We start from the raw sequence: 14560 nt of genomic DNA, 5'->3' as shown, positions 1-14560 counted from the left end.
CCGCTGCCGAGGAGGCTGACGATGGGTAAGGCGTTCGTCGCGAAGCTCGCCCGGGAGGGCGCGCGGGATCCGGAAGCGCTCGCCGCGTGGATCGGCAGGAAGAAGCACGGCAAGGCGTTCGCGAAGCTGGCCGCGAAGGGGCGGAAGGACAAGAGCAAGAGGCCCGCCGAGCCGCCCGAGGTGCGCGGCGCTCGGGCCCGGGTCCAGGCGGCTGAAAAGCGCGCTGCGGCGGCCCGTGAGAGCGCCGACCGGGCGAACCAGTCCGCATCTGACGCCTACGGCCGGTTCGCGGGCGGACAGAAGATCCTGACTGGGCACTACTCCGAGCGCTCCGCGCTGCGCGACCGGTCCCGCGCGGACTCGCGGACGCGCCGCGCCATCGCTGCCACGGAGACGGCGAAGCGGGCAGAGGCAGAGGTGCGGACGGCGCAGGCAGAGGCACAGGGCGCGGAGATGCGCGCCGCGCGGTCCCGCCCGTGGGGCAAGGGCGATTTCCAGGCCGGGGACATCGTCCAGATTGGCCGGGCGGGGCGGCCGGGCGAGTCGTATCAGGTGGTGCGGGCGAACGCGAAGTCGGTCACGGTGAGCCGCGGGCACGCGGGCATGGACAACAAGTCCATCCCCTACGACAAGGTTCTTTCCCGTACCCGCGACGGCGAGACGAGCAGCGACCCGGGAGCCGACCGACCCGCCACCGGTACGCCGGATCCTGCGAAGGGCCAGCAGAGCGACGGCGAGCAGCGCGCGGCAGCCGGGTTCACGGCGGAGGAAGAACGGACGCTGGAGGCCACCAAGGCCCAGACGGCCAAGATGAACATGGGCCAGCTTCAGGCGTTCGAGGAGGCCTACCGTCCGGGCAGCAGCACCAGCACCGGCCGCACCCGGGCGGACGACCTGCGACACGAAGCGGTTCGACGAGAGATCGAGCGTCGGCACGCAGCGGTCCAGAAGGGCATGGACGAGGTCCGAAAGCTGAACCGGGGAGCCCATCAGGGCTCTTTCATGATGGGACAGCGGCCCGAGGGCGTTGAGGGCATGCGCTTGCGTCGCATGAGTGACGAGAACGTGAACCGGAACCTTCAGCTCGTGCTGGCCCTGACGAGGGCCGTGGAAGAGAACGGCACCCCGATGAGCAGGCCGGACAAGAGCCTGCTTTACGACGTGGCGAGCGCCCTACGGCGTGAGAACCGCCGACGCAACCTGCCTCCGGTCCGCTGACCGAGTTCACCACATCAAGGCCCGCCTGGCGCGGGCCCCTTCGTTGCCCCGGGAGGGCACAGCATGCACAAGAAGACCCTTGCCCGTGTGCGCCTGGACGGTGCCGGATGGGCGCACCCCTACGGTCACGGCCCTTTCTCCCCCGTCGTCTACGCCGACGGAGGGGACGGCGGCGGATCCGGATCCGGCAGCGGCGCGGCCGGTGACGGCGGATCCGAATTGTCCGGGGCGCCCGGTGACCAGGGCGGACAGCAGCCTGGACAGACCGGATCGCAGGCCGGATCGGACCCGTGGGCGAACTTCTCGTGGGACGGCAAGGTCGACTCCCTGCCCGAGCCGGTCGCGAAGGTCATCCGGGACGCCCGCGAGGAGGCCGGCAAGTCCCGCACGGTGGCGAAGGCCAACGCTGCTGAGGAGGCGCGTCAGGAGCTGCTCGCCACGATCAGCAAGGCGGTCGGGCTGGACGCCGAGAAGCCCCCGACCCCGGAGGAACTGACCCGTCAGCTCACCCAGTCGCAGACGTCGCTCACCGCGGCGCAGGAGCAGGCCGCGTCCGCGGCGATCGAGCTGCACGTCTACAAGACGGCGCTGCGGCTCGGCGCGGATGCGGACGCCCTCCTCGACTCCCGCAAGTTCTGCGACAAGATCGACAGCATCGACGTCTCGAAACCCGAGGCGTTCAACAAGGAGGTCGAGGCCGCCATCACGGAGGCCCTCGACGCGAACCCGAAGCTCCGCACGGGCCTGGCGCCGCGGCGGGGCGGGGGCGACTTCACCGGCGGGCCCGGAACCCAGCGCCGCCCCACCTCACTGCACGACGCCATCGCCGCCAAGCTCGGCGGCTGACCCTAGGAGCACCACATGCCCGTCACCCTTGCGGAGGCGAAGAACAACGCGACGGACGACGTCGATGTGCAGGTCATCGACGAGTTCGCCAAGTCGTCGGACATCCTCAACCGGATGACGTTCGACGACGTCGTCTCGCCCACCGGCGGCGACACCCTGACGTACGGATACCGGCGCCTCATCACGCAGGTCAGCGCCGACTTCCGCGCGATCAACTCCGAGTACACGCCCACCGAGGTCACCACGCAGCGGTACACCGTGGACCTCAAGCCGCTCGGTGGCGCCTTCCAGGTGGACCGTGTGGTCGCCCGGATCGGTGCGGCGGCATCCGGCGCGGTCGCCCTGAACATGTCCCAGAAGATCAAGGCCGCCCGCGCGAAGTTCGCGGACGCCGTGATCAACGGGGACACCGCCGTCGACAGCAACGGCTTCGACGGCCTCAGCAAGATCCTCACCGGCACATCCACCGAGTACCTGCCCCTCTCCAACGGCGAGAGCACCGGCTACGTCGACTGGACGGCCATCGGCGACAAGGCCACCGCGATGGCCGCACTGCGCCACGTGGACGACTGGCTCGCGTCCCTGGACGAGACCCCGGATGTCATCTACGGCAACCGCAAGACCCTCAGCCTCTTCAAGGCGCTGGCCATGTGGACGGACCAGTACGACAAGACGCAGGACGCGTTCGGCCGCGAGATCATGCGCTACAACGGCGTCTCCCTGGTCGACCTGAAGACCAAGGCCGGCAGCAACACGGACGTCATCCCGCTGGTGACGCGCGACCCCGACGCGGGCGGTGCCGGCGGCAACATCACCGGTCTCGGTGACCTGTACGCCGTCCGCTACGGCCTCGACGGATTCCACGGCGTCTCCGTCGTCGGGGACCTCGTGCAGACGTGGCTGCCCGACTTCGAGCGCGCGGGCGCCGTGAAGACCGGCGAGGTCGAGATGGGCCCCCTGGCCGTCGTGCTGAAGGCGACGAAGGCCGCGGGCGTGTTCCGGAACATCAAGAGCGCCTGACAGGAGGCCTGACCATGGCACGCATCGAAAGCCCCAACCGCAGTTTCACCGGCACCGGCCCGGGCGGCGTCCACTTCGAGGACGGCGTGGCGGAGACCGACGACCCGGCGGTCATCTCGTACTGCCAGGGCGCCGGTTACACGGTGGACGGCGAGACGTACACCGACACCCCGCCCGCCGCGCGCACGGTGGACGTACCCGACCCGCGGTTCGTGCAGGACGTGCCGGACACGGCGCCGCTGCGGGACGCGGCGGTCGACCCGCAGCCGGGTGACGTTCCGCCGTCGAACGCCGGCCTGGCCAACCCGCACGGGCCGCTCGTCGTGGCTCCGGGCATCGGGGCGCCGCCGGTGGTGGAGAACCCCGACGGTGACGGTCTGGTGGCCGCGACGGAGGTCCGGCAGGAGCCGCCCGCCCGCTCCGCGTCGAAGGCGACGTGGGTGGACTACGCGGTCTCGCAGGGCATGCCCCGGGAGGACGCCGAGGCTGCCACCCGCGACCAGCTGGCCGAGCAGTACAGCCGGAAGGAGAACGGCTGATGCCGAAGTACGAACGCCGCGGCGACGACCACGAGGTGGCCGAGACCGTGATCACGGTGGAGGGATCCCCGCGGGACCAGCAGCTCGCCGCCTCGAAGGAGTGGAAGCGCGTGGAGGACAGCGAGCAGCAGACGGCGTCCGCCGCAGAGCCGACGCCGCAGGCGACCGCTAAGGCGAAGCCGCCCGTGAAGGAGGCGTGACGGATGGCCCGCGTCTTCGCCACGGTGGAGGAGTACGAGGCGTACACCGGGACGACGGCCCCGGCGAACGCTGCTCGGCTGCTGGCGCGGGCCTCTCGTCTGGTGTCTGCGGCCACGAAGGCGGCCCTGTACGACACGGACGCGTCCGGCTACCCGTCCGACCCAGATGTCCTGGAGGCGTTCCGGGACGCGACGTGCGCGCAGGTGGAGGTGTGGGCGACGCGGGACGCGGCAGCGTCCATTGACGCCTCCGACCCGGCCGCGTCGCCGTGGACGTCGATCTCCGCCGGTGGCCTGTCGTTCTCGCGGCAGTCCGCGCCGGTGGCGACCGCCGACGACACCGTCCTCACCCCGGAGGCCGCCGAGATCCTCGCGGAGCTGAGCCTGGAACAGGTGGTGTGGACGTGAGCGGCTACGCCTTCCCCGGCTTCCTGAAACGGCACGAGGTGACCGTGGAGGCGTACCTCGGGTCATCGGCCTACGGGAAGCAGTACGGCCCGGAGGAGGTCGTGAAGGGCCTGCTGGAGCGACGTGTCCGCGTCGTTCGGGACCAGAACGGCAACGAGGTCACCAGCACCGCCACGTTCCGCACCGGCCTTGATGCAGTCGACGCCTTTCCGCCGGAGTCCCGGGTTACCTTGCCCGACGGCCGGACGACAACGGTCATCGGTGCGGAACCGATCGACGGCGGCGGGCTGCCAACCCCTGATCACCTCGAAGTGCAGATGGAGTGAGGGGGCGGCAGTGGCGCAGTACACGCGGTTCAGGTTCGACGGCCGCCGGCAATGGACGTCCCGCGGGCGCAGGCTCGCTGAGGAGGGGCTCCAGCGGGGCCTGGAGCACGTCCTCGGCGAGGCCCGCAGAATTGTGCCGTTGGAGGAGGGCACGCTGGAGCGGTCCGGCCGGGTGGTGCGGGACGGCATGAACGGCGCGATCACGTTCGACACGGTGTATGCGGTCCGGCAGCACGAGGAACTGACCTGGAAGCACCTCCCGGGGCGTCAGGCCAAGTACCTGGAAACGCCCATGAACAGCGAACGGGACGTCGTCCTGCGGCTGATGCAGGTGTCGCTGCGGAGGTGGCTGCGTGGCTGATCTACTCGACGGCATCGCCCAGCACCTGGAGGCGCGCGGCCTGCTGTCCTACGACCCCGACGGCATCACCGGGAACGCCTTCATCGAGACGATGCCCAGCCGCCCTGACGAGGCGGTCGCGCTGACCCTGTACGGCGGCCCCGAATCCGACTCGAAGCTCGGGTGGGACGAGGTGTCGCTTCAGGTCCGTACTCGCGGGGGGACGGACCCGCGGCCCTCCCGCGCGACGTGCGCGGCGATCCGGGACGAGCTGCACGGTCTCGGCCCGGTTACCCTGCCGGACGGCACCTTCCTACAGCTGGCCGTGGCGATCCAGGCCGCGCCCTCGTACATGGGGCAGGACTCGACCGGCCGTCACGAGCACGTGTGCAACTTCCGGCTGAACGTGCGCAACGTCAGCACACACCGCGTGTAGTCCCCCCCTCTCTCACCTCGCCCGGCGCCGCGCGCGTACGGGCTCTCACCCATGCCCGAAGGAGGGCCCCATGGCACAGCACAACGCCCGCGACTGTGTATTCGAGATCGAGTCCGAGACTCCGGCAACGTGGCTGGAGATCGGCGACATCAACACCTTCTCCAAGAGTCACGAGGAGGAGACCGCCGACACCACCACCTTCGCGTCCCAGGGTCAGGCCGAGTCGCAGAAAATGCAGATCGGCAAGGAGCTGGAGTTGGAAGGGATCCGCAACTCCACCGACCCCGGACAGCAGCGTGTCGAGGCCGCTTCCGAGCTGCTGGGGAACGCGTCCCTGATCAAGATCAGGTTTCATTACGACGGTGACACCGAGTGGATCGTGTGGAACGCCCGCGTCAACCTCGGTGACCAGGGCGGCGGGAACAACGACAAGGTCTCGTGGAGCGCGACGTTCACCCGTTCCGGCGCGGAGACCAAGGAGGCCATCGTCGTATGAGCCCTGCACGCAAGCCCCAGGCGGGGCACGAGACGTGGGATGCGTTCTGGGCCGAGGTGTCCGGGGGCCGTACGGAGGTCATCCGTGGCATTGAGGTGCGCGTCCCGACCGACGTCCCCATGGTCATGGAGCAGCGCATCGAGGAGCTGCGCGACTCCGAGGAGAAGGAGGATCTGGCCGAGCTGCTCGCGCTGCTCTTCGGCCAGGACGTTCTTGACCAGTGGATGGCCAACGGCATGGGGATGCTGGAGCTCCAGACCGTGATGGCGTGGGCGATGGCGCAGGCCGGTGGTCGTGACCTCACCTTCGCGGAGGCGCTGGAGGTGGTGCGGTCCGGTGGCGGCGAGGGAAAACCGCTGGGCCCGAAGGGGCCGAACCGGGCGGCGAGGCGGGCAACTGGCGCACCCGCGAAGCGGTCCGCCGCTGGTGGTGGGCGGTCGAAGCGGACTACCGCCGGGAGTACCGGCTCGGTCCGCAGGACATCGCGCGCCTGACCCGCCGCGCCTTCTACAACCTGTTGTCCGGGCTGTCCCCGGAGTCGGTGTGGCGGCAGGTCTCGAAGGACTTCGTCACCGTAATCGACGACCCGGAGCAGATTCGGGCCGCCCTGCACCGCTGATCCACAACTGAACAGCCCGATGGGGGGTGCACCGTATGGCCCTCACGATCGGCGAACTCGTGGGCTTCATCCGGGCCGACGACGAGGGGTTCGTACGCGGCCTCAGCAATGCGCAGCTGCGGATGCGCGGACTCCAGCGCGACACCGAGGGACGCCTGCGGGACCTGCGCGGCCGGTTCATCACCGAGGGCGAGGCGGCCGGGCGGGGGCTCGGGGACGGGATCCGCGCGCACGCGGAGGCCGCCGCGCCGGCGGTGAAGAAGGTGGGCCTGGCGCTGGCCGCTGTCGGGGTGGGGATCCCGGCGGTGACGGCGGCTGGGGCAGCCCTTGGCGGGCTGGCTGCGGGTGCGGCTGCGGCCGGGATCGCCGTCAAGGCCTTCACGCTGGCGGCACAGCCGCAGCTGGACGCGGTCGCCGAGTCGTCGGCGGCGGCGGAGAAGGCGGAGAAGGCGCACGAGACGGCCACGCGGAAGAAGGCCGCCGCTCAGGCCCTCGCTGCGAAGGGCGGCGACGAGTACAAGGCGGCTCTGCGTGAGGCGGCCTCGGCGACGAAGGCCGCGAAGGATGCGGACGCGGCGTACGAGCAGCAGTTGGCGGGGCTGCCCGCTCCGACCCGCGAGTACGCGATGGCGCTCCAGGGGCTGAAGACGGATCACCAGGCGTGGTCCGACAGCCTCGCGGGCACGACGATGCCCGTCTTCACCAAGGGCATTCAGGTCCTGCGGGACCTCCTGCCGACCCTGACGCCGTTCGTGAAGGGGGCCGCGGAGGCGTTTGGCGGGTTCCTGGACGAGGTTTCGGCCGGGGTGAAGAGCGCCGGGTTCAAGGAGTGGGCTGCGGACATGTCCGCGGCTGCCGGGCCCGCGTTGGCAAACTTCCTTGAGATCATCAAGAACCTGGCGATCGGCTTCGGCGGCCTCCTGCAAGCCTTCCTGCCCGCTTCGGACGGCGTGACGGGCGGCCTCGTCGACATGACGGCGGCGTTCGCTGACTGGGGCGCCAGCCTCAAGGACAGCGAAGGCTTCGCACAGTTCCTGGACCTGGCCCGGGAGGGCGGGCAGACCCTCGGCACCCTCGCGGGCGCGGCGATGGAGCTGCTCGTGGCTCTGTCGCCGCTGATCGGGGTCACGGCGCAGGTCGCGCTGCTGCTCGCCGAGCTGATCAACAAGATCCCGCCTGACGTGCTGCTGGGGATCGCTGCCGGCTTCACGGCCATCAAGCTCGCGGTCATGGCGTACGGGACGTACACGCGGATCGTGGCGGCGGCGACGCGGGCGTGGGCGGCTGCTCAGGCCCTGTGGTCGGCGATCACGATGGCGAGCCCGATCGGCCTGATCATCGCCCTGATTGTGGGCCTGATCGCCGTGGTGGTGATCGCCTACCAGAAGTCGGAGACGTTCCGGACCGTCGTACAGGCCGTGTGGGCGGCCGTACGGTCGGCGATCGGCACGGCCGTCGACTGGATCATGGACAAGGTCCAGTGGTTCAATCGGCTCCCCTTCATGATTGGCCGCTGGTTCGGTCAGGCGAAGGACTGGGCCATCCAGAAGTGGAACGAACTCGTCGCGTGGGTGCGCGGGGTCCCTGGGCGGGTGTCGTCAGCCCTGTCCGGGCTCGCGGGCACACTGCGCGGGCGGGCATCGGAGGCAGGCCGTGCGCTGGTCTCCGCGATTCGGGGCAAGCTGTCCGAGGCGGTTCAGTGGGTGCGCGGCCTGCCGGGCCGGGCCCGTAGTGCCCTGGGCAACTTGGGCGGGCTCCTGCGGGGCGCCGGTCAGGCACTGATCAGGGGTTTCATTAACGGCATCAAGTCGATGATCGGCTCGGTGCGGGATGCGGCGTCTTCGGCGGTCAGTGCCGCACGGAACTTCTTCCCCTTCAGCCCCGCGAAGGAGGGCCCGTTCAGCGGCAGCGGCTACACCACGCACTCCGGCCGGGCGCTGATCCAGGGGTTCCAGCGCGGTATCACCGACCAGTTGCCGAAGCTGCGCGCCCAGATGGGCGGCGTGATGGGTGGTCTGCCGCCGCTGGCGCTGCCCGGTCACGCGCGGGCAGGCGTGAGCGCGCTGCCCGGTGCTGCCATGGCGGGTGCGCTGCCGCAGGAGCGGCGCATCGTCCTGGAGGTCCAGAACGGGGCCGGCGGCCGGGTCGAGGCCCTGCTGACGCACATCATCCGGGAGACCGTCGCGGTCAAGGGCGGCGGCGACGTACAGGCCGCATTCGGCAGGAAGCGGTAAGGGGGAAACGGTGGCATTCGACGTGCGCGGGGAGCTGGCCATCGGCGGAACGTGGGTGGACGCCACCGGCGAGTTGCTGAAGCGGCAGGCGCTCGTTCACAGGCGCGGACGGCAGGACCAGGCGTCGCGTGTGGACCCGTCCAGTCTCCAGCCGCTGCTGAACAACACGACCGGCCAGTTCAGCCCGGACAACCCGATGGGCCCCTACTACGGCCAGTTCGGCCGCAACACGCCCTTCCGGCTGTCCGTCAAGGCGGGAACGCCGGCGCTGGAACTGGACGGCACTGCGGCGAACAACGCCTCCACCCCAGACACTGCGGCCCTCGACATCACCGGAGACCTGGACATCAGGTGGGAGGGCGAAGCCGACTGGTACGCCTCGGGTGCGCAGATGCTCATCGGCAAGTGGGGCGCGGCCGGGAACCGCTCCTACAACATGCGGCTGCAGGACGGCACGCTCACCCTGCACGTGTCGAGTAACGGTATGACCGGCCCCATGGCCAGCATCAACCTGCCCGCCCTGCCGCGCCGTGCCGCGCTGCGCGCCACCGTCGACATCGACAACGGGGCGGGCGGTGCCACGTTCCGTGTGTACTGGGCCGATTCCCTGGACGGGCCCTGGTCCACGGCCGGCGACGGCATCACCGTCGCCGGAACGTGGGCGGTGTTCGCCGGCACCGCGCCCCTGATGATCGCCCCCGAGCAGATCGACGCGTCCGTCACCCGTCGCGCGGTGACCGGGCGCTGCTACCGGGCCGAGGTCCGCAACGGCATCGACGGCCCCGTGGTCGCCAACCCTGACTTCCGCGGCCTGGCCGACGGCACCAGGTCGTTCGTCGACAGTGCGGGCCGCCCCTGGACGGTGAACGGCACCGCAGCCGTCACGAACCGGCGCACGCGCTTGATGCACGAGCTGGCCGCTTACCCGGCGCGGTGGCACCCGTCCGGCGCGCACGCGTGGGTGGAGGCCACCACGGCCGGGGTGCTGCGCCGCCTGCGCCGAGGGGGCTCGGCGTTGCAGTCGACGCTGCGCCGCCGTATCCCGTCCGGGGGGCCGTTGGCGTACTGGCCCATGGAGGACGGGGCGTCCGCCACGCGGGCGGCCTCAGCCCTCGATGGGGGGTCGCCTCTGAAGGTGGCCGGGTTGCAGTTCCAGACCGACAGCTCTCTGCCCAGCTCCGAGCCTCTCCCCGTGCTCAGCGACGCGGCGTCGCTGAGTGGGAGTGTTCCGGGCGCTGTGGCTGGCGGCTGGCACGTGGAGATGGTGTACAAGCTCGACAGGTTGCCGACGACCGAGCAGACCCTGTTGTCCGTGCAGCTCAGCCCGGGCACGGGCGGCGTCCGCCAGGTCCGGGCGCGCGTGTCCGCGACCGCCATCAAGGTGGAGGCGCTGGACGGAGACGATGCCGTGGTCGCGTGGTTCCAGCACACCGGTGCCGGGCTCGGCGACTTCACCGGAGCGTGGAACCGCTTGCAGATTTTCTCCTCGGTCAGTGGGTCGCAGGCGCGCGTGAACCTCGCCTGGCGGGACGTCATCACCGGCACGTGGTGGTACGTCTTCGCTCCCTGGACCGGCACACCAGGCCGGGTCACTGGCGTCCGCGGCTCGTGGGGCGCGGACTTCCAGGGTATGGCCATCGGCCACCTCGCGGCGTTCGACGTCGGCGGCACCACCGCCCCAGCGCCCGGCGTCACCATCTACGAAGGCTCCGACGAGGCTTTCGCGGGAGAGACCGCGGGCGAGCGCATGCAGCGCCTGGCCGAGGAGGAGGCGTACCCCGTCACCGTGCACGGCCGCGTCTCGGGCATGGAGCAGGTCGGGCCGCAACTGCCGAGTCCCATTCTGGATTTGCTGGAGGAGGCGGCGGACGCCGACGGCGGCATCCTGTATGAGGACCGGGAGCGGCTTTCCCTGCGCTATCGGGGCCGCGGCACGATGTACAACCAGCCGCCGGCGCTGGTGCTGGACTACACCCAGCCGGGCCTGGCGCCGCCGCTGGAGCCGACGGGCGATGATGACGCCACCGAGAACGACGTCACGGTGACCCGTACCAACGGGTCCAGCGGGCGGGCGGTCCTCGAGGAGGGCCCGCTGTCGGTGCAGGCCCCGCCGGACGGTGTGGGCCCGTACCCGTCGCAGGTGACGCTGAATTTGTACGAGGACAGCCAGGCGGAGCCACAGGCGTATTGGCGGCTGCATCACGGCACCTATGAGGGCCGCCGGTATCCGCAGGTGCGGGTGATGGTGCATACGGCTCCCCCGGAGCTGTTGGACCAGATTCTCGCGGTGGACATCGGCGACAAGATGGTCATCCGGAACCCGCCGTTGTGGGTGGCGCCCGGGGACATCGAGCTGATCGTTCAGGGCTACGAGGAGACGTTCGCCTCTCCGTACCAGTGGGACATCGTGTTCAACTGCACGCCCGGTTCTCTGTGGAATGTGGGCGTGGTGGAGGATCCGGTGTACGGGCGCGTCGACACCGACGGCAGCGAGCTGGCTGCGGCTGTGGACGCCGATGACCAGCTGCTGCCTGTGCGCGTCACGGACGGCCCGGCGTGGATCGCCGCCCAGCCGGTCCTGAACGCGAACCCGGATTTCGCCGTCGACCTGACCGGCTGGGCCGGGTTCGGAGCGACGATCGAGCGCGTGGAGGCTGCGGGGGACGCGCCGTTCACCGGCGGGTGGGTGATGCGGCTGACACCGGACGGCGTCAGCGAGTTCCCGAACGCGGGCAGCGAGCAGATTCCGGTCACGGTCGGCGCGACGTATGTGGTGTCCGGCTGGCTGCGGTGCGCGCGGGCCCGGTCGGTGGCGCTGAACGTCAACTGGTTCGACGCGGTGGGCTACCTGGCGACCACCGCCAACGACCAGCCCGTGAAGGCGAACACCTGGACGTGGTTTGAGATGACCGCGACCGCTCCGGCCGGGGCGGTGACTGCCAACGTGGCGCCGACCGTGGCCGACTTCCCGCCCGCTACCGATGTGCTGTGGGCGCACCGGCTGACGATCCGGGCGGCAGGCGGCTCCCCGTCGGACTTTCCGTTCGACGTGACTGTGGGCGGGGAGGTCGCCACGGTCACAGCCGTGACCGACGCTGCCAGCGACGTGTTCGGCCGGACCGTGGCCAGCGGCTGGGGAGCAGCCGACACCGGGCAGGCCTGGGCGACGAGCGGCGGCGCGGCCTCCGACTTCAGCGTGAGCGGCGGGTACGGCCGGATGTCCCTCGGCTCCCTGAACGTCTCCCGGTACGCACTCCTGCCTCAGCCGGGCGCCGACTTCGACCATGCCGTGTCGATCGCTACGGACGCGCTGATGAGCGGCGGCAGCGCCTATCCCGCGCTCGCTGCCCGCTACCAGGACGGCGACAACGTGTATCTGGCCCGGCTCCAGTTCTCTGCTGCGGGGGCGGTCATCCTGTCGGTCCGGAAGCGGGTCGCCAGTGCTGAGACGCAGCTGGGCACCTACACCACGGGCCTTACCCACGCGGCCGGCACGTTCGTGCGGGTGCGGTTCCAGGGGGAAGGGACGACGCTGCGGGTGAAGGCGTGGCTGGCGACGGCGGCCGAGCCCAGCGCGTGGCAGATCAGCGTGACGGACACCAGCCTGACCGCGGCCGGGCAGATCGGTATCCGGTCGATCCTCTCGCCCGACGTGACCAACGTGCTGCCCGTGGTCGTCCTGGTCGACAACTACGCCATCACGTCCCCGCAGACCATGCACGTCGTGCGCTCCGTCAACGGCGTCGTGAAGGCACACAGCGCCGGCGCGGATGTGCGGCTGGCCCACCCGACCCGACTCGCCCTGTAGGAGGACCCGTGGCGTATGAGCCGTGGCGGCCAGGAATGATCATCACCGCGAACCGGCTGCTGTCCATCTCCCCGACCTGGCAGGACTGGACTCCGGTGTGGACCACATCCACGGGCGTGAACACGCCCAGCTTCGGGGATGCGTCGGTCACCGCACGGTGGGCGCAAGCCGCGCGAACCGTGTGGTTCCGGCTGGAGATCGGTTTCGGGGCGGCGACCAACTTCGGCGGTGGTGGGAGCGCCGACAACTGGCGTTTCAGCCTGCCGGTTACCGCGGCTGCCACTCAGCTGATCGCAGGCCATGCGGAGGCGCAGGACAGTGCCACCGGCGGCACCCCGTCGTCGGTCCGTGTTCCGCTGCGTGCTCGTCTGACGAGCACCGGGACGCTGGAGCTGGAGACGACCGGCGGGTCGACGGGTTTCGCTGGCGGTTACGCCGCAACGTCTGTCGGTCTGATTGACGCGGTCACCCCGTGGACGTGGGCCAGTGGTGATGCGATTCGCGTCTCTGGCCAGTACGAGGCCGCCGTTTGACCCCCTTCCACCCCTCCGCCCCGCGCCGCCCGGCCGGGGCCTTTCTCATACCTGGAGGCCCCATGGCCTGGTATCCCGGCGCCACCCGCATGGAGCTGCAGCCGGAGTCGGACGCCCAGGCGGCGATCCGGCCCACGCAGTTCATCGTCCACTCGGTGGTTGCACCGTGGGACGAGAAGCGGATCTACGCCTACTGGCGCGACAGCACCAACCTCGAGTCGCACTTCGGCCTCGACTACGACGGGTCGATCGGCCAGTACATCGGCACCGAGACCCGCGCGGACGCCAACGCCGGCGCGAACCGACGGCCCGACGGCACTGGCGCGGTGTCCATCGAGACCGCGTCCAACACGTCGGCGACGGACGCGTGGACGTCGGAGCAGATCGAGCAGTTGGTCCGGCTCGGCGTGTGGCTCCACGAGCGGCACGACATCCCGTTGCGGATCTGCCGCAGCCACTCCGACCCCGGGTTCGGCTACCACAGCCAGTTCCGGGAGTGGTCGACCAGCGGCACGGCGTGCCCCGGCAAGGCCCGCATCCGCCAGTTCCGGGAGGTGGTGTTCCCCGGGATCGTCGCCCGCGCCAAGGGCACCAACACACCGGCACCGGCCCCGACAGCCCCGAAGGAGACCGGCATGAAGCTCACCGACCAGGTGCCCCTGCCCGACTGGGTGCCCGAGACCTGGCCCGAGGACAAGGGCCTGTCGGACAAGAAGATCGCCGCCAGCGTGGCGCTCGGCTCCGGCTACGGCCACGTCCGCCGCGCCCGCGAGAACACCGAAGAGCTCCTCCGCCAGGTGGAGGCGCTCCGCACCGAGGTCGCGCAGCTGCGCGCGGCCGTCACGAAGGGAGCCTGACCATGTCCCAACTGCATCTGCCCGGCGCCGAGACCGTCGTGAAGACCGGACGCACCTACGCGGTCGACCTGATCGAGCGGATCGTCTGGACGTTCCTCGGCGCGGCTGGCGCGGTCGCCCTCGCCGCGGGCCCGGCAGACATGCTCAGCGTGTCCTTCTGGGAGGGTGTCGGCACTGCCGGACTGGCCGCCGTCGTGACCCTGGTCAAGGGCATCGCGGCCCGCCTGATCGGCCCGAAGAACAGCGCTTCGACCGCGCCGAGCGTCTGATGCGTGCGGCGGCCCGGCGGCACACCCGACGACTGGGCCGCCGCGGGCCGTTCCTCGTCTTTATGGGCGTCGGCAAGGTGTGCTTCGGCGCCAGCTTCATCTTCGACCCGCCCTCGTCGGCAGGTCTTGGACTGCTGGTCCACTTCGCCCCGCTGCGCTGCTGGGCGTGGGTGTGGATCATCTGCGGCAGCATCACCTTCTGCTGCGCCTGGGTACGCTTCGGCCGGGACGGCTGGGGGTTCGTCGCTGCGAGCATTCCGCCGGCGCTCTGGGCGTTCGCCTACAGCTGGGCGGGCCTGGTCGACGGCTACACCCGTGGCCTGTGGCTCTGGGCCTGGTACATCACATCGCACTGTGGGGTGATCTGGTGCGCATCACGAGTCCCGCCTGATACCGGATCACCCGGGGACC

Annotated in this window: 17 protein-coding genes; all 17 read left to right on the top strand. The window is 70.4% G+C overall.

All coding sequences use genetic code 11. The features are described 5' to 3' along the window. Nucleotides 1-21: 21 nt before the first annotated feature. Nucleotides 22-1218, top strand: a complete 1197-nt coding sequence (locus IE178_RS12405; protein WP_193512278.1) for a DUF3560 domain-containing protein — start codon at nucleotides 22-24, stop codon at nucleotides 1216-1218. 63 nt (nucleotides 1219-1281) lie between these two features. Beyond that, complete coding sequence (locus IE178_RS12400; RefSeq protein ID WP_193512277.1) at nucleotides 1282-2064, top strand: hypothetical protein; 783 nt, start codon at nucleotides 1282-1284, stop codon at nucleotides 2062-2064. 15 nt (nucleotides 2065-2079) lie between these two features. Then, nucleotides 2080-3084, top strand: a complete 1005-nt coding sequence (locus IE178_RS12395) for a major capsid protein (RefSeq protein ID WP_193512276.1) — start codon at nucleotides 2080-2082, stop codon at nucleotides 3082-3084. A gap of 14 nt (nucleotides 3085-3098) precedes the next feature. Continuing rightward, complete coding sequence (locus tag IE178_RS12390) at nucleotides 3099-3623, top strand: hypothetical protein (protein ID WP_193512275.1); 525 nt, start codon at nucleotides 3099-3101, stop codon at nucleotides 3621-3623. Then, nucleotides 3623-3823, top strand: a complete 201-nt coding sequence (locus IE178_RS12385; RefSeq protein WP_193512274.1) for a hypothetical protein — start codon at nucleotides 3623-3625, stop codon at nucleotides 3821-3823. Before IE178_RS12390 ends, IE178_RS12385 begins: the two co-directional genes overlap by 1 nt. A gap of 3 nt (nucleotides 3824-3826) precedes the next feature. Beyond that, nucleotides 3827-4231 carry a hypothetical protein gene (locus IE178_RS12380; protein ID WP_193512273.1) on the top strand — a complete coding sequence of 135 codons (405 nt, stop codon included), beginning with the start codon at nucleotides 3827-3829 and terminating at the stop codon, nucleotides 4229-4231. Next, entirely contained in the window at nucleotides 4228-4557 is a 330-nt protein-coding gene (locus IE178_RS12375) for a GAF domain-containing protein (RefSeq protein WP_193512272.1), read from the top strand. Before IE178_RS12380 ends, IE178_RS12375 begins: the two co-directional genes overlap by 4 nt. A 10-nt stretch (nucleotides 4558-4567) precedes the next feature. Then, complete coding sequence (locus tag IE178_RS12370; protein WP_193512271.1) at nucleotides 4568-4918, top strand: minor capsid protein; 351 nt, start codon at nucleotides 4568-4570, stop codon at nucleotides 4916-4918. Continuing rightward, complete coding sequence (locus tag IE178_RS12365) at nucleotides 4911-5333, top strand: minor capsid protein (protein WP_193512270.1); 423 nt, start codon at nucleotides 4911-4913, stop codon at nucleotides 5331-5333. Before IE178_RS12370 ends, IE178_RS12365 begins: the two co-directional genes overlap by 8 nt. 70 nt (nucleotides 5334-5403) lie before the next feature. Then, complete coding sequence (locus tag IE178_RS12360) at nucleotides 5404-5829, top strand: phage tail tube protein (protein WP_193512269.1); 426 nt, start codon at nucleotides 5404-5406, stop codon at nucleotides 5827-5829. Then, entirely contained in the window at nucleotides 5826-6323 is a 498-nt protein-coding gene (locus tag IE178_RS12355; RefSeq protein WP_193512268.1) for a hypothetical protein, read from the top strand. The genes IE178_RS12360 and IE178_RS12355 overlap by 4 nt, the downstream gene beginning before the upstream one ends. Before the next feature lie 160 nt (nucleotides 6324-6483). Further along, nucleotides 6484-8682, top strand: coding sequence for a phage tail protein (locus tag IE178_RS12350; RefSeq protein WP_193512267.1), 2199 nt, complete (start codon nucleotides 6484-6486; stop codon nucleotides 8680-8682). Nucleotides 8683-8692: 10 nt separating this feature from the next. Beyond that, entirely contained in the window at nucleotides 8693-12490 is a 3798-nt protein-coding gene (locus IE178_RS12345; RefSeq protein ID WP_193512266.1) for a hypothetical protein, read from the top strand. Nucleotides 12491-12525: 35 nt separating this feature from the next. Next, nucleotides 12526-13023: a hypothetical protein gene (locus tag IE178_RS12340; RefSeq protein WP_193512265.1), complete on the top strand. Its 498-nt coding sequence runs from the start codon at nucleotides 12526-12528 to the stop codon at nucleotides 13021-13023. 62 nt (nucleotides 13024-13085) lie between these two features. Beyond that, nucleotides 13086-13880: a peptidoglycan recognition protein family protein gene (locus IE178_RS12335; RefSeq protein WP_193512264.1), complete on the top strand. Its 795-nt coding sequence runs from the start codon at nucleotides 13086-13088 to the stop codon at nucleotides 13878-13880. Between the two features lie 2 nt (nucleotides 13881-13882). Then, entirely contained in the window at nucleotides 13883-14149 is a 267-nt protein-coding gene (locus tag IE178_RS12330) for a hypothetical protein (RefSeq protein WP_193512263.1), read from the top strand. Next, a partial coding sequence (locus IE178_RS12325; RefSeq protein WP_318279996.1) for a hypothetical protein occupies nucleotides 14149-14560 on the top strand: 412 nt, incomplete at its 3' end. The genes IE178_RS12330 and IE178_RS12325, both read left to right, overlap by 1 nt.

This window comes from Streptomyces griseoloalbus, assembly GCA_014650015.1.
Lineage (GTDB): Bacteria > Actinomycetota > Actinomycetes > Streptomycetales > Streptomycetaceae > Streptomyces > Streptomyces griseoloalbus.
Note: the sequence above shows the minus strand (reverse complement) of the source record. Positions and strands in the feature narration are given on the sequence as shown.